The 19,282-nt window shown below is 37.8% G+C and carries 17 protein-coding genes and 1 pseudogene; 6 read left to right on the top strand and 12 right to left on the bottom strand.

Annotated features, from left to right (window positions below):
• The first annotated feature begins 189 nt into the window (after positions 1 to 189).
• Together PZE06_RS13175 and PZE06_RS13170 are read left to right on the top strand one after the other, a co-directional pair.
• Positions 190 to 987 (top strand): formate/nitrite transporter family protein, encoded by a 798-nt coding sequence (locus tag PZE06_RS13175; RefSeq protein WP_150916298.1) that lies wholly within the window; start codon positions 190 to 192, stop codon positions 985 to 987.
• Between the two features lie 122 nt (positions 988 to 1,109).
• On the top strand, positions 1,110 to 1,307 hold the full coding sequence (locus tag PZE06_RS13170) for an alpha/beta-type small acid-soluble spore protein (RefSeq protein WP_150916296.1): 198 nt from the start codon (positions 1,110 to 1,112) through the stop codon (positions 1,305 to 1,307).
• 41 nt (positions 1,308 to 1,348) lie between these two features.
• Here the strand turns inward: PZE06_RS13170 and PZE06_RS13165 are convergent, their stop codons facing one another.
• A complete protein-coding gene (locus PZE06_RS13165; protein WP_150916294.1) occupies positions 1,349 to 3,460 on the bottom strand; it encodes a peptidoglycan D,D-transpeptidase FtsI family protein in 2,112 nt (703 codons plus the stop codon).
• Between the two features lie 306 nt (positions 3,461 to 3,766).
• On the opposite strand from PZE06_RS13165, the gene pxpB reads away from it, so the two are divergent.
• Genes pxpB through PZE06_RS13150 form a run of 3 tightly spaced genes read left to right on the top strand, consistent with a single transcriptional unit; the run spans position 3,767 to position 6,200 of the window.
• Complete coding sequence (gene pxpB / locus PZE06_RS13160; RefSeq protein WP_150916292.1) at positions 3,767 to 4,453, top strand: 5-oxoprolinase subunit PxpB; 687 nt, start codon at positions 3,767 to 3,769, stop codon at positions 4,451 to 4,453.
• The gene (locus tag PZE06_RS13155; protein WP_150916290.1) at positions 4,447 to 5,421 is read left to right on the top strand and encodes a 5-oxoprolinase subunit C family protein; all 975 of its coding nucleotides are present in this window, start codon (positions 4,447 to 4,449) and stop codon (positions 5,419 to 5,421) included. Before pxpB ends, PZE06_RS13155 begins: the two co-directional genes overlap by 7 nt.
• A 14-nt stretch (positions 5,422 to 5,435) precedes the next feature.
• Positions 5,436 to 6,200, top strand: coding sequence for a LamB/YcsF family protein (locus PZE06_RS13150; protein WP_150916288.1), 765 nt, complete (start codon positions 5,436 to 5,438; stop codon positions 6,198 to 6,200).
• Positions 6,201 to 6,356: 156 nt separating this feature from the next.
• Here PZE06_RS13150 and PZE06_RS13145 read toward each other — a convergent pair whose 3' ends face one another.
• Both PZE06_RS13145 and proB read right to left on the bottom strand, forming a co-directional pair.
• Positions 6,357 to 7,604, bottom strand: coding sequence for a glutamate-5-semialdehyde dehydrogenase (locus PZE06_RS13145; protein ID WP_150916285.1), 1,248 nt, complete (start codon positions 7,602 to 7,604; stop codon positions 6,357 to 6,359).
• Positions 7,597 to 8,721: a glutamate 5-kinase gene (gene proB, locus PZE06_RS13140; protein ID WP_150916283.1), complete on the bottom strand. Its 1,125-nt coding sequence runs from the start codon at positions 8,719 to 8,721 to the stop codon at positions 7,597 to 7,599. The genes PZE06_RS13145 and proB overlap by 8 nt, the downstream gene beginning before the upstream one ends.
• Before the next feature lie 486 nt (positions 8,722 to 9,207).
• On the opposite strand from proB, the pseudogene PZE06_RS13135 reads away from it, so the two are divergent.
• Positions 9,208 to 9,507: pseudogene (locus PZE06_RS13135) on the top strand (transposase); the annotation flags it as partial.
• 61 nt (positions 9,508 to 9,568) lie between these two features.
• Here PZE06_RS13135 and PZE06_RS13130 read toward each other — a convergent pair.
• From PZE06_RS13130 to PZE06_RS13090, 9 genes are all read right to left on the bottom strand, one after another.
• A complete protein-coding gene (locus tag PZE06_RS13130; protein ID WP_150917515.1) occupies positions 9,569 to 10,240 on the bottom strand; it encodes a GNAT family N-acetyltransferase in 672 nt (223 codons plus the stop codon).
• A complete protein-coding gene (locus PZE06_RS13125) occupies positions 10,230 to 11,117 on the bottom strand; it encodes a carbon-nitrogen hydrolase family protein (protein WP_150917533.1) in 888 nt (295 codons plus the stop codon). Before PZE06_RS13125 ends, PZE06_RS13130 begins: the two co-directional genes overlap by 11 nt.
• Before the next feature lie 179 nt (positions 11,118 to 11,296).
• Positions 11,297 to 13,015: an ABC transporter ATP-binding protein gene (locus PZE06_RS13120; RefSeq protein ID WP_150917518.1), complete on the bottom strand. Its 1,719-nt coding sequence runs from the start codon at positions 13,013 to 13,015 to the stop codon at positions 11,297 to 11,299.
• A gap of 209 nt (positions 13,016 to 13,224) precedes the next feature.
• Positions 13,225 to 13,524 carry a zf-HC2 domain-containing protein gene (locus tag PZE06_RS13115; protein ID WP_150917521.1) on the bottom strand — a complete coding sequence of 100 codons (300 nt, stop codon included), beginning with the start codon at positions 13,522 to 13,524 and terminating at the stop codon, positions 13,225 to 13,227.
• Positions 13,514 to 14,038 carry an RNA polymerase sigma factor gene (locus tag PZE06_RS13110; RefSeq protein WP_150917524.1) on the bottom strand — a complete coding sequence of 175 codons (525 nt, stop codon included), beginning with the start codon at positions 14,036 to 14,038 and terminating at the stop codon, positions 13,514 to 13,516. Before PZE06_RS13110 ends, PZE06_RS13115 begins: the two co-directional genes overlap by 11 nt.
• Positions 14,039 to 14,302, bottom strand: coding sequence for a zf-HC2 domain-containing protein (locus tag PZE06_RS13105; RefSeq protein WP_150917527.1), 264 nt, complete (start codon positions 14,300 to 14,302; stop codon positions 14,039 to 14,041).
• On the bottom strand, positions 14,295 to 16,226 hold the full coding sequence (locus PZE06_RS13100; RefSeq protein WP_150917530.1) for a hypothetical protein: 1,932 nt from the start codon (positions 16,224 to 16,226) through the stop codon (positions 14,295 to 14,297). Before PZE06_RS13100 ends, PZE06_RS13105 begins: the two co-directional genes overlap by 8 nt.
• A 118-nt stretch (positions 16,227 to 16,344) precedes the next feature.
• Entirely contained in the window at positions 16,345 to 18,252 is a 1,908-nt protein-coding gene (locus tag PZE06_RS13095) for a beta-propeller domain-containing protein (RefSeq protein WP_150917536.1), read from the bottom strand.
• Positions 18,253 to 18,620: 368 nt separating this feature from the next.
• Positions 18,621 to 19,282 (bottom strand): reverse transcriptase domain-containing protein (locus tag PZE06_RS13090; RefSeq protein WP_275791696.1); only part of this gene is annotated, 662 nt, incomplete at its 5' end.

Genomic DNA, 19,282 nt, shown 5'->3' with positions numbered 1-19,282 from the left:
AAGCCCTGTAAAAAAATATTGTTGAATAAAATATCTATCGGCTCAGTTTTTGTAATGCCTCATATTAGAAAAGAAAGGTGGTCATGAGCTAAAAGTCATAATAAAAACACATCAAAAGGTGGATGCATACATATTTCCTTATAGCAAGCAAAAAATAGAATAAACAATTTTTCTGGATTGGATGATCAAATGGAAGTTAGGCCGTTATTGGAAGTGGAAAAATTAGCGCTAAAAAAACAGAAATATTATCAAATCAATCCCCTTCATTACATTTTAAGGGCAGCATTAGCTAGTATGTTTATTGGTTTTGGTGTTATTGTTGCATTTAAGACAGGCGGATACTTTTATCATGAACATTCCCCGATTGCCTATCCAATCGCTGCTTTTACTTTTGGGGCAGCGATTATTTTAATTGCTTATGGCGGAGGGGATTTATTTACTGGAAATACCTTTTATTTTACATTTGCGGCGTTGCGAAAAAAGATGAAATGGATAGATGTAGGAACTTTACTTACTCTAAGCTATATTGGCAATATTATCGGTGCAATGATATTCGCCTTGTTGATTCTAACAACGCAGCTTTATGCAGAAACGTCAGTAAATGCCTTTTTACTTGATGTTGTTGAGAAAAAAATGCATATTCCTACAACTGAATTATTTTTTCGTGGCATCCTTTGTAATTGGCTCGTATGCCTTGCTTTTTTTATTCCAATGACATTAAAACAGGATGGAGCCAAACTCTTCGTCATGATTCTATTTGTTTTTTGCTTTTTTATTTCCGGTTATGAGCACAGTATAGCCAATATGTGTACTTTTGCGATTGCCCTTGTTCTCAATCATCCAGGCACCATTTCTTTTGCTGGGGTTATTCATAATCTAGTACCTGTTACGCTCGGAAATTTAATAGGAGGCAGTGTTCTGATGGGCTATATGTATTATTATGTCAATAAACCCTTTTTTGAAGAGGTTGAAGAAAAGCAAGACTGAGCCTAAAGATTTTTTTGAAAATGACATCTATATTTCAGCAATGCATATTGTAAAGACAACGCGGTTACATTAAAAATGAGCAATGCAAAGATTGCTCAATACGTGCAAGGGAGTGATGTATCATGGCAAGAAACAAACTTTTGGTTCCTGGATCTGAGAATGTTCTTAATCAAATGAAAGAGGAAATTGCCAATGAGTTTGGGGTACAGCTAGGTGCAGATACGACCGCGCGTGCAAACGGCTCAGTTGGGGGCGAGATGACAAAACGACTCGTCCAACTCGGGCAACAGCAATTGCAACAAAACAACCAAAATCACTAACAACAAAGTCGGAGGCATGACTATGCCTCCGACTAATGTGTTTAATTCGAGTCAACTGTTTGGCTCTTCTTTTCTTCACGTTCTTTTTTTAGCTTAAAATAGGCATCTAGAGCATCTCTTCCAATTTTGAGATTCGCTTGATGACCATTTTTGCCTGTGTAGGCCCAAGGAACGATGACCGCAATCGCCACCTCAGGGTTATTATAAGGCGCGTAGCCAACGAAGCTTAAATTAATAACAGCAGGTGGCTCTTTATAGTTTTTTCGCTGAGGTCCATCGTAAAAAGCTTGCGCAGTACCAGTTTTACCAGCTGGCAAATATTCAGCGTCTGCAAAATAACTACTCGCAGTACCAGATGTTACGACTTGACGAAACCCTTTTTGCACGGTTTCCATCCACCCTGATTGTAAATCTAATCGGTTTAAAATCTGGGGCTGAATTTCTTCAAATAGTGGACCGAGCTTATTATCCCCATCCATTACAGGTTCACGAATTTCTTTCACTACATGGGCCTGAACACGATTTCCGCCATTGGCAATTGTTGACACATATTGGGCCAATTGCATCGGTGTATACGTGTCATACTGTCCAATCGATAGATCTAACAGGAGACCCGGTATGGTGCCTTCTCCTTTAAAGCCAATTTGTTCGTTAGGAAGATCAATCCCTGTTCTTGTACCCAAGCCGAACTGGCTAAAAGAATGCCTCATTGTATCAAATGCTGTTGGATTGATATTTAACGGCTGGTCGTATCGGTACGTTGCTCCCGCCATCCGAATGGCAGTGTGGAACATATAAACGTTAGAAGAGACTCGTAACGCACCAACTGGATCGAGCGTTCCTAAATTATTACTATACGAACCTTTTGGCTGCGTACCTTTAATTTTTACTGGTGTATCATGGATGTACGTATTTGTATTAATCGCACCCGTTTGAAGTCCGGTTATGATCGTCGCACCTTTAACGGTCGAGCCGACATTGTAGGATGTCGTAATCGTACCGGCAGCAAAATCCTGCATTTCCATTTTTCCTGTTTCTTCATTTTTGACAAGCTGTTTGCCCGCCATTGTTAACACTTCTCCAGTATTAGGATCCATCATCACAACAAAAGCCCGATCAAGAAAACCAGTATTCCCTAGTTGTTTCGCACTTTTAAGATGCTTCTCTATAATTTTCTCCGTTTCTAGCTGCAAATCCATATCTAGTGCTAAAACGAGATCCTTCCCTCTTTGCCCTTCTGAGATCACTTCTTTCCTCAACGTGTTTCCCGCTTTGTCGGTAATGTTTTTCACCTTTGATTTTTGTCCATGCAAAACATCTTCGTACTGTAACTCTAAATAACTTTTGCCTACGCGATCATTACGACTGTAATCTCTTGCTAAAAAATATTCCAATTGTTCTTTCGGAATTCCTTCATTTGTAGTTGTAACACCACCAAGAATGGTGCGCAATGTTTTATCAAATGTATAAGTTCTTTCCCAATCTGTCGTCGTATCGACCCCAGGTAAATATTGAAGATTTTCACTCACAATCGCAAATTCCTCATCCGTTACTCCTTCATTTTTAACAATTTGTGGAGTTAAAGCATACCCACTACTAAAAATTACATAAATTCCTATTATTTCAAGATCCTGTTCAGTGAGCTCAGCCAAATCTTCTTCAGTAATTCGTTCGAGCTTTAAGTCATATATTTTTTTATCATATTCTTTCTGCTCTAACTCATCTTTTAACTTCTTTCGTTCTTTCTCAGGAACTTTTTCATCACCACGCTCAGGGTTTTTCATCAACCAATAATCCTTTTTGTCACGCTCTTGCACTTTTTTGGGCTCAAAATCAATCAACAAAGCGAGCCTTTCTGCAACCTCGAGCATCTCTTTAGAACTTACACCATAATTCGTATATGTAATAGCGTTCTTTGGTGTATTATCAACAATAATTTCGCCATTTCGATCAAACATTCTGCCACGGGGAACAGGTTGGCTAACGATCACATCCTCAGTACTCTCGACCTTTCTTTTATAGTCCTCTCCATGTACAATTTGCACGACGCCTAATCGGAGTACCAAAAGGGAAAACATAGCAAAAACAGCAAAAAATAAAATATTGACCCGAAAAGGGATATTGGACTTTTTCTTCTTTTTCTCTGGATACATATTTACCCTCCTCTCTCATAATTATTCTCTATATTAGACTCTTAAATTATGGAAAAAGTTTCTTGTTTTCGAGCATTTTTTTAGTTTGTCGGACTTTATTCAGCCGATGTTCATCATTCATGTATAGTTGTGATAACATTAACGTATTAGCATTTGTTAAATGTCAGTACTGATTTTGGCTCAATTCCTTTGAAACCTTCGTTTCAGACCAATTGAACCAAATAAACCATTTCTTCAAAAATATGAAAATTCTTTCTTTCGTACTATAATAGTTTTAAAAATTTATAAAAGAATGGTGAGATTTTAATGAACTTTCAGCTCTATCCAATGGGAGACCATGCGCTCTTGCTGGAATTTGGAAAAGTTATTGACTCAGAAATCCATCAGCAAATTCAAAAAGTAACCAATGTTCTCGATCATTCACCGCCTTCGTGGATGATTGAATATATTCCAGCTTTTACGACGGTCACAATCATTTATAAACCAACAGAAATCCTATATAAGGATGCCTGTCTAGAACTTAACAAGATCGTCTTAAATATTGAAGAGCACAACGAAATCAATCAGCACATCGTCCCTATTCCTGTCTGTTATGGAGACGAATTTGGTCCAGATCTAGAGTTTGTTGCCGACGTTAATAATTTGACTAAAGAAGAAGTGATGAACATCCACGCAAATGGTAACTATTTAGTTTATATGATTGGTTTTTCTCCTGGATTTCCCTATATTGGAGGAATGTCAGAAAGAATAGCAGCGCCTAGAAAGAAATCGCCTCGGTTAAATATTGCAGCCGGCTCAGTTGGCATTGCTGGTAAACAAACAGGAATTTATTCAATCGATTCACCAGGAGGTTGGCAAATCATCGGTCGCACTCCACTACGTTTATTTCAAATTGACAAACAAAAACCAGCTTTTTTAAAAGCAGGTGACAAAATTAAATTTATTCCTATTTCGCGAGATGAATATCATGAATGGGTGAATGGACAATGTTGACAGTACTTAAACGCGGATTCTTTACTACTGTTCAAGACCAAGGGAGATATGGATATCAAAAAGATGGTGTTGTAGTAAGTGGAGTATTGGACGATTATGCCCACCGCATCGCTAATTATTTAGTAGGAAACTGCGAGAACAGTCCCACTTTGGAAATAACATTAAACGGGCCGCAGCTTCAATTTCATATAGACGCGATCATAGCGATTTGTGGAGGCAATCTTTCACCATCTATCAATGGAAGACCTCTACCGATGTGGAAAAGTATTCTCATAAAAAAAGATACCGTCATTTCGTTTGGCAAATGTCTTGCTGGTGCTCGAAGCTATCTTGCAGTTAGCGGCGGCTTCCACGTGCCCAAAGTGATGAAAAGTGCCTCCACATATGTTCGTGGAAAATTTGGCGGTGTAGACGGAAGAACATTACAGTTGAATGACAAGCTTACCTTTGGTCCTATTAGGAAACTAAATAAACGAATTTTTGAAAAGTTGACTGAAAGCACGGTTGCAAACTGGTCAGTCCCCTATCAATGTATTTACTCCAATAAACTAATCCGTGTCATGAAAGGACGACAATATGAGAAATTCACGGATATAAGTAGAACGAATTTTTTTAAATCCCCATACACGATAACAACAGAATCAGATCGAATGGGCTATCGCCTAAAAGGAATACCACTAGCATTGCAAAGAGATGAAGAAATGTTGTCAGAAGCCGTCACATTTGGAACGATTCAAATTACAACAGATGGGCAGCCGATTATTCTTCTTGCTGACCGGCAAACGACAGGAGGTTATCCAAAGATCGCACAGGTTGCGTCTGTCGATTTCCCTTCTCTTGCACAAATGAAACCAGGCGATCGTATTGATTTTGAATTCATAACAATTGAAAAAGCGCAACAACTTTTGAGACAAAGAGAACGATATTTACAACTAATGAAAACAGGAATTTGCCTCAAATACAGCTAAGGAGGAAAATAGCCATGTATACCATTGATCTGAACTGTGATATTGGAGAAGGTTATGGTCATTATAAGTTTGGAAACGATGCAGAAATCATGAACTATGTGACGAGCGTAAATATCGCTTGCGGTTTTCATGGGGGTGACCCTAGAATTATGCGAGAAACCGTACTCCTAGCCATTGATAAAAATATAGCCATCGGTGCCCACCCTGGTCTTCCCGATCTTAATGGGTTTGGTCGCAGAGAAATCAATATCAACCCCGAAGAAGCATATGATTTAGTAGTCTATCAAATTGGCGCCTTACAAGCCTTTGTTACCGCAGAGGGAGGAGTAATGCAGCATGTCAAGCCGCACGGTGCACTTTATAATATGGCTGCAAAAAATAAACCATTAGCTGAAGCCATTGCAAAAGCAATTTATAAAGTCAATGACGAACTAATTCTTTTCGGACTTGCGGGCAGCGCCCTCATTGAGGCAGGGAAAAAATTTGGTTTGCAAACAGCTGCAGAAGCTTTTTCTGATCGCACATATATGTGCGACGGCTCATTAGCTTCACGATACGTAGTAAATAGTGTCCTAAGTGACAAAGAAGCAGTAGCAAAACAAGCGATCCGTATCGTAAAGGAAGGAAAAATAAAATCTAACGAAGGTCTTGATATCGATATAAAAGCAGATACCATTTGCCTTCACGGAGATGGAGAAAACGCCTTAGCAATAGCAAGGGAAATTTCCGTTAGTTTAGTAGAAAACGGAATTACGATAAGTAACTTTTTACAAAAATGAAAATAGCAAAAAATGAACCCCTTCTTCATGAGTATACCGGGACGGTTTTCCTCTCAAGGTAAAGATATGATTTTAAACAGGCAGGTATACTTTTGAAGGAGTTCATTCAATCGTTCACACTAATAAACAAAGTGCTTCATGGGAAAGGGAATAAGCTCATTCCCTAATTTGTCCACTTCCATAAATAAAATACTTGCTTGATGTTAACGCTTCGAGTCCCATCGGGCCTCGGGCGTGCAATTTTTGCGTACTGATTCCAATTTCTGCACCATAGCCAAACTCAAAACCATCAGTGAATCTAGTTGAAGCATTATGATAAACTGCTGCTGCATCAACCTGCATTAGAAAGGCCTCAGCATTTTCATTTGTTTCTGTTACAATTGTCTCCGAATGTTTTGTCCCATATCGGTTAATATGTTCAATTGCTTCATGAACATTTTCCACAACTTTCACGCTAAGCTTAAGAGCTAAAAACTCCGTCCCCCAATCTTCCTCTGTTGCTCGTTTAGCTCTCCTATAAGACTGAACGACTTTTTGATCGCCATAAATCTCCACTTCATGGTTTGTTAACGTGGCAAGTAGCTTCAAGCCGTATTGTTGAAACCATTTTTCATGAATCAGCACCGTCTCAATCGCATTGCACACAGAAGGGCGCTGTGTTTTTGCATTAATAACAATGCTTTCAGCCATTTCATAAATCCCCGACTCATCAATATAGACATGACAATTTCCTGCACCCGTTTCTAAAACAGGCACAGTAGATTCACGGACTACCGTTTCGATTAAGTTTTTTCCGCCTCGGGGAATAAGGACATCCAAGTACTCATTTAAAGTAAATAATTGTTTCGCTGTCTCACGACTTGTATCCTCAATAAGCTGTACAGCATCAAGTGGAATCGCAGTTTCTTCGAGGGCTTGATGAATCACCTGCACAAGTGCTTTATTTGAATAATAAGCTGAAGAGCTACCTCTTAAAACAACTGCATTTCCTGTTTTTATCGACAAGGTCGCAGCATCAACCGTCACATTAGGACGTGCCTCATAAATCATGCCAATCACTCCAATTGGGACGCGCTTTTTCTTAATCAATAAACCATTTTCTTTGTTGATTGTTTCTAAATTTTCTCCAATTGGATCCGTTAGCTTGACCAACAGTTCAATCGCATTTGCCATATCGTCAATTCGCTTAGCATTCAGCATGATCCGATCTAGAATATTATCTGACAGTCCTTTCATTTTTCCAGCTTGTAAATCTTTATCATTTTCTGCAAGGAGATGGTCTGTTTCCGATCTTAATTTATTAGCAATTTTCTGCAAAGCTTTATTTTTTTCCTCCGTTGTGACCCCTACTAGCTGATGACTTGCTACTTTAGCCTTCTCACCTTTAAAAATGACCTCACTCATGTTCATCTCTCCCTTCATATATTTGCACCCATTGATCCCGATGGATAACCTCATTAGTGATGTAAACTTTTTCAAATTTGAGTTCTTCTCGCCCTTTCCCCATTAGCTTCCGGATTTCATCGGATGAGTATAAAACCTCTCCTTTTCCTAATAAACCGCTTCTTCCGTAGACCTCAACAACATTTCCTTTATCAAATACTCCATCAACCCCATAAATTCCTGCTGGCAGTAAGCTACTCCCTTGTGACAACAAAGCTTTTTCAGCACCTTGATCAATAAATAACTTCCCAGCTATCGGTGAATGTAGGGAAATCCATTGCTTATTATTCTTGACGGAGGAGAGCATTTCGGTTCCGATATAAGTTCCATCTCCAAATCCAGTAAGAATTCGCAATAATTTGTCTTCACCATTCCCTAAACCAATGAATACCTTCACCCCTAAAGAAATGGCTGTTTTTGCAGCCAATAGCTTCGATTTCATGCCCCCTGTTCCAACATTTGAGCCCGTCCCCTTTGCTGCCTCCATCATTTCTTCCGATACATCCTCTAAAAAATCAAAACGTTTTGCATTATAATCATCACGTGGATCACGATCATATAACCCATTAATATCAGTCAAAATGATCAGCTGGTCAGCATGAAGCATTCCACTTACAAGTGCAGAAAGCATATCATTATCTCCAAAAGTTAATTCTTCAACCGAGACGGTATCATTTTCATTAATAATTGGAAGAACCCCGCGTGCCAACAGCTCAGAGATAGTTGAATAAGCATTGCGATAACGATCCTTTTTGGAAAAATCGTTTCTCGTTAACAAAATCTGTGCTGGAGTAATTCCAAAAGGAGCAAGCTCTTTTGCATAAGTTTGTATTAATAAACTTTGTCCCACGGCTGCAGCTGCTTGTTTCCCTTTTAACTTAACCGGTCTTACAGGATAGCCAAGCTTCTTGAAGCCAGCTGCAACTGCACCAGAAGATACGAGAATAATCTCATGTCCTGCCCGCCTAGCCGAAACAATTGCCTTTACATGGTCTTTAAGCTTTCCTTCCGCGATCTCCCCGTTTGCATTCGTTAACGAACTACTACCAATTTTAACGACAATTCGTTTTTTATCCATATGCTGTTGCTTCTCCTTTAACTAAAAGTCAAAAAACCCTTTCCGTCCTATAAAAATAAGGACGAAAAGGGTTTAGCTTTCCGTGGTACCACCTTGGTTGAATGCTTTTTAAACAACATTCCACTTTACCCCAATAACGCTGAGAAAACGCCTATGTTTGCATAGGACTCTGAGGGTAGGTTCCACAAGGCTTTCGTGATGGGATCTCTCAGCTCATAAACCCCAATCTCTGACACTTCCACACGATGCGTACTAGTCCCTCATAAACGTTCAATATTTTTATATATTATGCCCAGTAAGCGATTAGTTGTCAAGAGAATTTTGCTTTGAAAGTATCGTGTGTCGAGAGAACCCTCATCCACAACACAACTATTGCCGAATTCATCATGAACAGTAGAAACGATGAATCAACTCTTTTCACCCATCTCAGCTTCTTAAATTGAAGCATTAGGAACCATTACAAATGAAGCAGAATATCGCACCACCATTCATTCGGATCAAGGTTGGCATTATCAACATAAGACTTGGGTAAAAACATTAAAGAAAAATAATATTTTTCAAAGCATGTCTCGAAAAGCAACATGTGCGGATAATGCGGCAATGGAAAATTTCTTTGGGGTCCTCAAGCAAGAGATGTATTATGGAGAAGAATTAGTTTCTTATGAAGAGCTAAAAAAACAAATTGTTGAGTACATAGATTATTACAATAATAAGCGTATAAAAGTAAAATTAGCTGGTTTAAGTCCAATACAATACCGAACTCAAACCAGCCAATCAGCTGCTTAATAAAAACTCTAACTTTGTGGGGTCACCACCTTTATCAACCCCTTTGACAAAGCTTTTTCAATTACCCTTTTTGAAAGGGGTTCTTCCATTCCATTAATACCCCGTAATGATGTGATTCTTCATCTTCTAAATAATTTTCCACTAACCCGATTGGGGTTCTGCCACATTTTAATAAAAATGATATGACCGGATCTTTTATTTTTCCTGATACGACTTCATCCACATACTGCTCAGGGCTTAATCGTTCTGCAAAATGATGGTAGCCTGGCATTCTTCCGCCACCAAGTAGACGATCGAGACCTTTTTGAATAACAAGATGATACATGGCTTGCATCATCATTTTACCTAAACCTAGCTTTCTGAACTTTGGCCGAACGCTAATGTCAACAATATATAAAGTGTTTCCCGTTGGCAAGTGCGTTCTAATATATCCGTTGTCGGTAATTTCCTCCCATGTATGGGTAGGAGTACTTGGGTCAAAATTAACTAACAGACCTGTTAATGAACCGGCAAGCTCCCCATCAATTTCCATACAAATCGCCCCTTCCGGAAACAATGCCGTATGGTTTTTTAATTGCTCCTTATTCCACCAAAGCTCGGATGGAAACGGCGGGGGAAAACATTCCGATTGAATTTTGATTAATTGATCAAAATCGTTCATATCGTAATTTCGAATCACTGCAGGCAAAGTTTTGCCATTATCAAAGACATAGAAATCACTCCTATAGCTCATTCATTTCACCCTTGCTCGATTTTTCCCAATCAACATAAAGATCGGTTCGGCGATCTCTCCATGTCGTTACAGCTCCTCTTTCTCTTACTTCATAAAGGAGAGATAAATCCAAATCTGCTGTAACAACCATATCATTATTTAATTCTCCTTCAACCATAATTCCTTTTGGCGGAAATGGGATATCATTCGGAGTAATGACTGCTGCCTGACCAAAATTTGCTCTCATAAAATCAACTGTTGGCAACGAACCGACTGTACCTGTTACGACCACATAGACTTGATTCTCAATCGCTCTCGCATGACTCGTATAACGAACCCGATGAAAACCGTGGCGATCATCTGTACATGACGGACAAAAAATAACGTCCGCCCCTTTCGCCTTTGCCATCCGAACAATCTCAGGAAACTCAATGTCATAGCAAGTTAAAATGGCAATCTTGCCTTTATCAGTATCGAAAATTTTGAAATCATCGCCTGCCGACATATTCCATTCGTCCACTTCTGTTGGTGTAATGTGAAGCTTCGCTTGTTCTCCTATCCTTCCATCTGGATAGAATAGATGGGCTACGTTATATAATTTACCGCCCCTTTCAATTACATGAGTGCCGCCAATGATGTGCATATTTGTTGTTTTTGCCAATTCCGAAAACAACTTTACATATAGCTCTGTAAATCGCGGTAAATCATTTATTGTAAGCGGAGCACCTTCATCATCTCCAATTGATAGTAGCTGTGTTGTAAAAAATTCTGGAAAAAGAACAATTTCCGCTCCGAACTCTTGCGCCGTTTTTACATAATGAACACATTGATTAGCAAACTCCTCGAAAGAGCTAACTGTTTGCAATTGATATTGTACTGCTGAAACACGAAGCTTCACCATTAATTCCCCCTTATTCTTCATTTCCACAAAAGATATTGCTTTTTTTCTAAATATACGTTAGCTGACATTTACACCTTCTCTTTGACTCGTAAGTTTATTTTTAGATCACGGTTTCGCCGTTCCAATGGTGTAAGTTCTACATCTAAAATCCCGAATCAGGTGTTATAAAAGAACGTTTAGCTCTGTTGATATTGTACGTTGTGCAGATTTGCAAAAATTCCACCACGTTTGATCAATTCATCGTGGCTTCCTTCTTCTGCAATGCCATCCTCCGTCACGACGACAATACGGTCCGCGTTGCGAATCGTTGCCAGTCTGTGGGCAATTATTAATGTCGTCCTATTTTGGGCAAGATCATTTAACGCCTTCTGAATAATTAATTCTGTTTCTGTATCCAATGCAGATGTTGCTTCATCCAAAATTAGTATCGGTGGATTCTTTAAAAACATGCGAGCAATGGCAATGCGTTGTTTTTGTCCACCAGAAAGCTTAAGTCCACGTTCACCAATTTGCGTTTCGTAGCCATCTGGAAGGGAATAAATAAAATCCTCAAGATGAGCACGTCGAGCCGCTGCTTTAATTTCTTCATCTGTTGCATCAAGCTTGCCATAAGCAATATTTTCTTTTAACGTACCAGTAAATAGAAATACATCCTGTTGCACGATGCCAATATTGGAACGGAGAGATTTTTTCGTCATGTCGCGAATATCCATTCCGTCTATCGTAATGCTTCCTCCATCCACATCATAAAAACGAGGGATTAAAGAACAGATCGTTGTTTTTCCAGCACCAGATGGGCCCACAAAAGCAACCGTATCACCAGAACGAATCTGCAAGTTTATATTATCAAGCACTTGCTTACTTTTATCATATGCAAAGCTTACGTTATTTAAGGTAATATCGCCTTGTAAATTCCGTACTTCAATGGCATCTTTTTTGTCCTGTACTTCAGGGATCGTATCAATCAACTCAGTGAATCGCTTGAATCCTGCCATTCCCTTAGGATATAGCTCCATCAATGCACTGATTTTATCGATTGGTTTAAAAAGTACATTTACATAAAGAACAAAGCCGACGAGTTCTCCATATGAGAGATCTCCTTTAAAGCTTAACCAAGCACCATAAACTAACACGATTAACACAAATAAACGCGTCATCATATACATTCCAGCAGAAGTATAGGACATGACCTTATAAGCTGCTAATTTTGCCGTACGAAATCTCTGATTATTGGTTGTAAATCTCGAAATTTCGAATTTTTCGTTCGTGAATGATTGCACGACGCGGACACCAGATACAGCATCTTCAACACGGGCATTGATATCAGCAATCTCTCCGTACATTCTTTTCCAAGCCTTATTCATATGAATATTACAGTACGTAATTAACCATATAAGAAAAGGTACAACTAAAAAGGTTACAAGAGCGAGCTGGACATTGATCGTCAGCATAATCCAAAATGCACCGACAAAAGTCATCACAGCGATGAAAGCATCCTCTGGTCCATGATGGGCTAATTCTCCAATGTCAAATAAATCATTCGTGACCCGACTCATCACATGCCCCGTTTTTGTATTGTCAAAAAAGCGGAACGATTGCTTTTGCACATGCTGGAACAACTCCTGTCGCATATCCGTTTCAATATTAATTCCCAGCTTATGCCCCCAATAATTGACGATATATTGTAGGAACATACTCATTAAATATAGAGCAAGCAACCCTGCACTCACTGAGACAATCATTGACCAATTTTCATCAGGCAAAAGATCATCGATAAACCACTGAACAGCAAGGGGAAACGCCAACTCCAATAAAGCTACTATAATAGCACTTGTAAAATCAAGCGTAAATAATTTCTTATGAGGTTTATAATAAGAAATAAAGCGACGAATCATGAATGTAAATCCTCTCTAACTGACATATTTTTATTCCATTTCACCATGTTAGTAAACTACTAAAATATATCATAACCATGACAAATGAAAATGTAAATCATTCTTGATTAAAAATTGACCCACATTCTCTTTTTTCAGAAAAATCCATTTCAAATGAAAATGCTAGAACTTATTTTGTATAGTCCAAGCATTTCTCATAAAGGATTCCGTTATTTAATTAGCTCTATAAACGAGAGCACAGCCGAATAAACGACAATAAAAAGCAAGCTCCCCTTCAAAATAAGGCGGCCATAATATTTTCTCCAAAGTTTTTTTTGCCGTATTTCCAAATCCTTCATACTCTCTTGAGGTAATACAAACTTTAGATCAATCGGTGGCTCCATTATTTCATATAATTCTCGGCATTTTGAACAATTTAGGAGATGCTCTTTAACCATTCGATTCGTTCTACTAGAGCAATCCCCTTCTATATAGAGTGGCAACAAATCTCTCACTAAGTTACATTTCATTTCGATCACCCTCTTGTTTAAGTAGCTGCTTTCGCAGTTCAAGCTTGGCTCGATGGAGATTGGTTTTCACTTTTGAAAGCTTCCAGCCAAGAACTTCAGCTATTTCCTCATATGTTAGTTCCTGATATTGGCGCAATATTAAAACAGCCTGAAAATCCTCTTTTAAAAACTGGATCGCTTTCATCATTTCAGCCTGTTCTGCTTTTTTTTCAATCACATGTTCTGGATTTTCATATATTTTTTGTTCCAGAGAGTAGGTTTCTTCAAGGGAATAGTTACTATATTTTGTTTCACGTCGATACCAATTAATAAAAGTATTATGGGCAATTGTGTAAAGCCATGTTTTAATACTCGATTTTCCTTTAAATGAGGTTAATCCATTAAATGCCTTCAAAAATGTGTCTTGAGTTAGATCTTGAGCAAGTTCTCTTTTCCTCGTACGTTGAAGTAAATATCGAAAGATCTCATCATAATATAGGGCATAAAGCTCCTCTAACGTCTTCCAGCCGCTCATTTACCACCAGTACCAAATGGACATCCAAATTGAAAGAAAAATAAACAGGCTATAAATAAGCATCATCAATATTCGGATTCCCCATATTTTTCCATTTTCTTCAACATCGACTCGTATAACATTCCTAGCGTTCTCCCCATTATGACAATGAGTGCAGTTTTTCTCATGCTCACTCATCCACTTTTTAGTTTCTTCCTCTACTTCATCATCCACATACAATTCATACAAATCTTGAAATAATGCACACTCATCTTTTTTATTCATAAAGAGAAACCCACTCTTTCGTTTCTATATCTACTAAGTAAAGGCGATGTTCTGATTGTTTATATGGTTGAATCACAATTAGCCATGCTAATCGAATTTGATCATTTTCATCTATAACTTCAGTCAGCTTTGCTCTTGAAGCATAAGGAGTATAATCTATTTCCTTTGCGATGATCGCGTAAGCTTCTTTGCTAGAATCAATTTTCACATGGCGCTCTACCTTATGGTAATAGTCGATCCCCTTATCATATATGAATAGGGGGTCTCCTATTGTATGAGCAAATTGGTGTACGTAGGAAAGCTTCATATCATCTGGATCGTTTTCGCGCCACTCCCAAAAAATCGAGACACGCTCTCTTTTCCAATTTTTAAAATGGATGTTTTTACTTGCTAATATTTTTGTTTCCATTTCCTCGAAATCTACTTCCTCATCATTTTCTAGATTTCCAGCAAAATATAATACTTCACCCGTATGACCGTCTAAGTGAATGCTATGTCCTTTTGCTGTTAGCAAATAAATTTCAATTGTCCGATTACTGTAACCGTATTGAACATCCTCAATTACATAATCGGGCATCTCTTGTTCAAGCATTGTATACCATTCTTTCAAGATCGAGTTTATCTCTTTAGTATTTATTTCAATGCCCTTCAAATTTTCAACAGGATAAAGATTAAATCGTTCGTAGAATGCAACAAGTGATTCCTTTTCCCATGTAAAAGTTGTCATTAAAACGCCAGGCATTTGCGCTCCACTTGTTAATTTCGGAGCCATTTCAATATGAACAAATCCATTTTCCTCGGATATTGAAGTTAAAATTTGTTCATCACTAAGCAAGGTTCTTCCTAATTTTCCCAACAATTGCTTGGACTTATTCACATATTCTTCAGGTGACAACTTCTTACCGACCGATTCTGTTTGACGTTGAAGACTAAACACTGCTCCTGAAATTCCATCAATTTCCACAGAATAATTTTTCGACCTGAACCAATAACGATTATGAAAATCTTCCGTTTCTGGCTGCTGAAACAAAAAATGCTCATCTCCAGTAATATTCTGCGCTATCTCCTTTGCTTCCTTTAACTGGATCAATTTAGTCGAATCGAAATAACGTAACCTCACCTCGGCATTTGTTGAAGCAAGGGCAAAGTCAGCAACATTATAGAGTGGATTGCACAAGATAAGAAAGAGGATAGCAACGGTAAACGAAAACGGACGTTTCACCTTTTCTAGCCAACTGCACTTGCTATTTTTAATAAGATGATACGTCATTAATAATGTCAAAAAGACAAATAAATTGGATAACTCCATAATTCTAAAACCTACTAAAAATGCAAGTAAACTAACACTTATAACAATGAAATAAAAGGGAATGAGCGTGCGCATACGTACTTCCCAATAGTTTGAAAAAAACAAGTAAAGACTTGCTATTATAATGATAAGAATAATTAGTAAACCGAGCATTTCGGATTGGCTAAGTTCCCCATTTAGTAAATACATAACAAGACTGGTGATTAACTGAAACGACGGGAGTGTTAAAACGGCTATATCAAAGGTAAAAAACAGCCCTTCTGTCTTGTTTTGTTTAAGTGTGACGATATAATAAAAGCCAACAACAATGATGTAGCCAAAAAAGAGAAAGTGCAAAAACTGACGTAAGGATGGCTGACGCTCATAATACAAAGCGGATATTTCGGTTATATTTACTTGATGCAACATTTCAATAGATAACCCAATTAATAAGACGAGTCTCACCATAAAACCAACATAAGTTGCCATTCTTGTTTCATCCCAAGCCTTATAAAAAAAAGTAAAGATTCCATAGATTGAAAGAGCAGTCAGTGACCAAATAATGATCCCTTTGCTAAAATGACTCAAATAAAAAGCATTATCAATGTATAAAACAAATCTGCTAATTAACTCCATTACTAAACCCCTTTTAACATGCTTTCTGAGCTCATGTTTTTAGACAAAGGCAGAAGGAAAAAGTTTCAAAAATAAGAAAAAACTCAAACGATAGATTTGAGTTTTTTCTTAATCATAACTAATTCATTATTAATTCATCTTTTAACTTATAGTCGGCGAGTGAATGTGATGTAATTTTTGCATTTGAAAGGACATACAGGGTGTCATCTATATAGAGGAGTCGCCTAATTTCATTATGCCATTCTTCATATATTTGCTTTCCTTTCATATGGCTGATCTCAGATCTTAATTGGAAGCCTTGATTTAGATCAATATTGTATACGTGTGCTCCCTGAAACTTAAAACCTTCTTCAAAATTCTCTCCCTCAATCTCTTCATAAATATTGATTGGGAATGCGAAAATATTTTTCTCCTTATCGAATAATAGTGCTTTATGATCATGATTTAACGGTGAATATGTGCCCCTCCCTCCAATCACTTTCGTGAACTTTTCTTGCGGATTTTTCATATCTGATACATCAAATAAGGAGAGCTTAACACCTTCCGTGAAAATTAAAGGTTCACTTGAGTCTTTTGCCGGTACAACTTTTGTATCGTGACCAAAACCGATTAAATGATTTTCATCAAAGGGATGAAGATAGTTGCTGAATCCAGGAATTTTCAATTCTCCCAAAACTTCTGGTTTTTCAGGTTTAGATGCATCAATGACAAATAGAGGGTCTGTTTCTTTAAAAGTAACCATATAAATTTTTTCTCCCATAAAACGTGCTGAATATATTCTTTCTCCTCTTGCTAAATCTTCAATAGAGCTTACCTTTTCTAAACGCTCATCAAAAATAAATAAATGATTGGCAGACGGATTACCTTCATTCCATGTACTTCCTTCAGTCGTAACCACTCGAAAATAACCGTTATGCTCATCCATTGAGAATTGATTTAAAATTGTCCCTTCGATCTCGGTAGAATGAACAAAGTCTACATTTAAATTGTCGATTGCATATTTATAAATGGTTGTGTTCACTGTAGCATCTGGTCGATCACTTAACGGTCTGATCTCCCAATTTTGCAGGGCAATATATAAATTTTCCTTAGACATATAAAGTTGATTTCCCCCGCCTAAATACGTAGTGATCTTGGCCTCTTTTTCTGGGTTTTCTAAATCAAATGCAGCAATAATGGTATAATTTCCTTCTTTAGATTGAGGAAAAATGTGAATTTGATCATAACCGATAGAGAGATTTTCTCCACTTACAGTACTATCTGTATAACGAGGTCTTAAATCCACATCTTCATTTTCCCTCAACAGCCAATATTGGGGAAATTGATTTGTCACAACATACACTTTTCCGTCTATTTTGCGCATCGACACAATATGGCCTTCAAGGGATATCGTTCTTTCTTCCTTTGGGTTGCTCGGGTCTTTTATATTAAAGACGATTGCCTTAGTCATCTCATTGATAGGAGCAATCATCATCTTATTTGAATCGTCTACCTTCTTAGAAGCTTCCATTTCCTCATAGCTATGTCCAACAATTAACAGCTTATCACCATGGAGAAACAGTTCTGACGGAGAAAAGTGATCTGGAAAGGAAAATGAATGAAGTAATTTCATATCATCGCCATCATTTGTCTCGATAATATGCACTTTTCCGTCGACAACTTGAAAAATATGACTTCCATTCGTTTTGACAAGATCCGCTTCATCCACCCCTTGTACTTGATTATTCGTTTCTGAAGCATCAAATGCTTGTGCACTATTCTCAGAAGATCCACTACTATCTTCTGCTACTGTAGTCGATTCTTCCATCTTATATAAGCTGAAATTGCTTCGTTCCTCCTTCATTACCCTTTTAAAGTATTGATTAAGCTTTTCTTTTGACGAAATAACAGGACCTGTACTGTTATCGGTTGCAAACGGTAGAGCTTTTGCTTGACGGTTAGCGCTATCATCCTTATTAAGAACATAGAGCGCAACAGAACAAAGTAAAATCGTAGCAGCAGTGATAAAAAACGCTCTCCTTTTCATCAACTATTCATCCTCCTTTGAACGAAAAAATTCGTAAATATAAATATGTTAAAAATTGTCTTCACTTTTTTGACTTCAATATCATTGATAAAGTTACATAAATGTTGCAAAATGTTTTCACAACAAAAATGGTGAGGAAAAATGGGTTCACTAAAACAGCTACGCGGATGACCTTTTGCGGTTAGACGGCCTTACATCTCTTCAAGTTTGGGAAATTTTGCAAATATATCAGTTTTTCTGGGCTGAGGAATAAGTGCCCATTCTCATTGCTAAGAACAATTATCGAGTAGGAGGATAATCATTAATTGATTATCCGACCTCTCACACCACCGTACGTACGGATCCGTATACGGCGGTTCAATTCTATACTAAACATGCACTTTCATGTAATGTTGTCGACTAGAGAGTAGTCCGAATTGGGCTAATCTCTTATTTGTTATAGTGGTGCTGAGTACCCATGAGTTAGCGATTCGAGCCGCACCTTTACTTGTGTGGCTGTTTTTATAGGCATTATATTTATCCATACCTAATTTAATAAGGTTTTTCTTGCGATTTTTCGCTGTTTTCCATTTCTTCCAGATACACATTCGCAATTTAAGTTTGAACTTAAAACTTTCTAGGGATTTTTGATGTGGTCTTGCTTTATACAAATCAGCTCGATAGTCTTTAAAGAACCCGAACCCTAGGAACTTCATATCGGGGTCACTAGGCTTCGTTACTCTTGATTTTTCCACATTTACAATTAATCCTAGTTTTTCTTCGATAAATCTCGATACAGACCTCATGACTCGTTTAGCTGACATCTCACTTTTCACCATAATAATACAGTCATCAGCGTAGCGAACGAACTGTAATCCTCGATTTTCTAATTCCCTATCCAATTCGTTCAGCATAATATTACTAAGTAAGGGAGATAAGTTTCCTCCTTGCGGAGTGCCTATCACTGTTTCCTTATATTCTTCATCAATTTGTACGCCACTCACCAAGAATTTACGGATGAGTGAGATTACGTCCCCATCATCAATGGTTC

The organism is Robertmurraya sp. DFI.2.37, from assembly GCF_029211245.1.
GTDB classification, from domain to species: Bacteria; Bacillota; Bacilli; order Bacillales; family Cytobacillaceae; genus Robertmurraya; species Robertmurraya methanolica_A.
This window is presented reverse-complemented; position numbering and strand designations above follow the sequence as displayed.

Bases quoted from the DNA above. Each gene is read 5' to 3' on its own strand.
- PZE06_RS13105 (WP_150917527.1), bottom strand. From the start codon at position 14,302: ATGAATAAAAAAGATGAGTGTGCATTATTTCAAGATTTGTATGAATTG.
- PZE06_RS13110 (WP_150917524.1), bottom strand. From the start codon at position 14,038: ATGAGCGGCTGGAAGACGTTAGAGGAGCTTTATGCCCTATATTATGAT.
- PZE06_RS13155 (WP_150916290.1), top strand. From the start codon at position 4,447: ATGTTGACAGTACTTAAACGCGGATTCTTTACTACTGTTCAAGACCAA.
- PZE06_RS13130 (WP_150917515.1), bottom strand. From the start codon at position 10,240: ATGAGCTATAGGAGTGATTTCTATGTCTTTGATAATGGCAAAACTTTG.
- PZE06_RS13115 (WP_150917521.1), bottom strand. From the start codon at position 13,524: ATGAAATGTAACTTAGTGAGAGATTTGTTGCCACTCTATATAGAAGGG.
- PZE06_RS13165 (WP_150916294.1), bottom strand. From the start codon at position 3,460: ATGTATCCAGAGAAAAAGAAGAAAAAGTCCAATATCCCTTTTCGGGTC.
- PZE06_RS13100 (WP_150917530.1), bottom strand. From the start codon at position 16,226: ATGGAGTTAATTAGCAGATTTGTTTTATACATTGATAATGCTTTTTAT.
- PZE06_RS13170 (WP_150916296.1), top strand. From the start codon at position 1,110: ATGGCAAGAAACAAACTTTTGGTTCCTGGATCTGAGAATGTTCTTAAT.
- PZE06_RS13175 (WP_150916298.1), top strand. From the start codon at position 190: ATGGAAGTTAGGCCGTTATTGGAAGTGGAAAAATTAGCGCTAAAAAAA.
- proB (WP_150916283.1), bottom strand. From the start codon at position 8,721: ATGGATAAAAAACGAATTGTCGTTAAAATTGGTAGTAGTTCGTTAACG.
- PZE06_RS13145 (WP_150916285.1), bottom strand. From the start codon at position 7,604: ATGAGTGAGGTCATTTTTAAAGGTGAGAAGGCTAAAGTAGCAAGTCAT.
- PZE06_RS13150 (WP_150916288.1), top strand. From the start codon at position 5,436: ATGTATACCATTGATCTGAACTGTGATATTGGAGAAGGTTATGGTCAT.
- PZE06_RS13120 (WP_150917518.1), bottom strand. From the start codon at position 13,015: ATGATTCGTCGCTTTATTTCTTATTATAAACCTCATAAGAAATTATTT.
- pxpB (WP_150916292.1), top strand. From the start codon at position 3,767: ATGAACTTTCAGCTCTATCCAATGGGAGACCATGCGCTCTTGCTGGAA.
- PZE06_RS13095 (WP_150917536.1), bottom strand. From the start codon at position 18,252: ATGAAAAGGAGAGCGTTTTTTATCACTGCTGCTACGATTTTACTTTGT.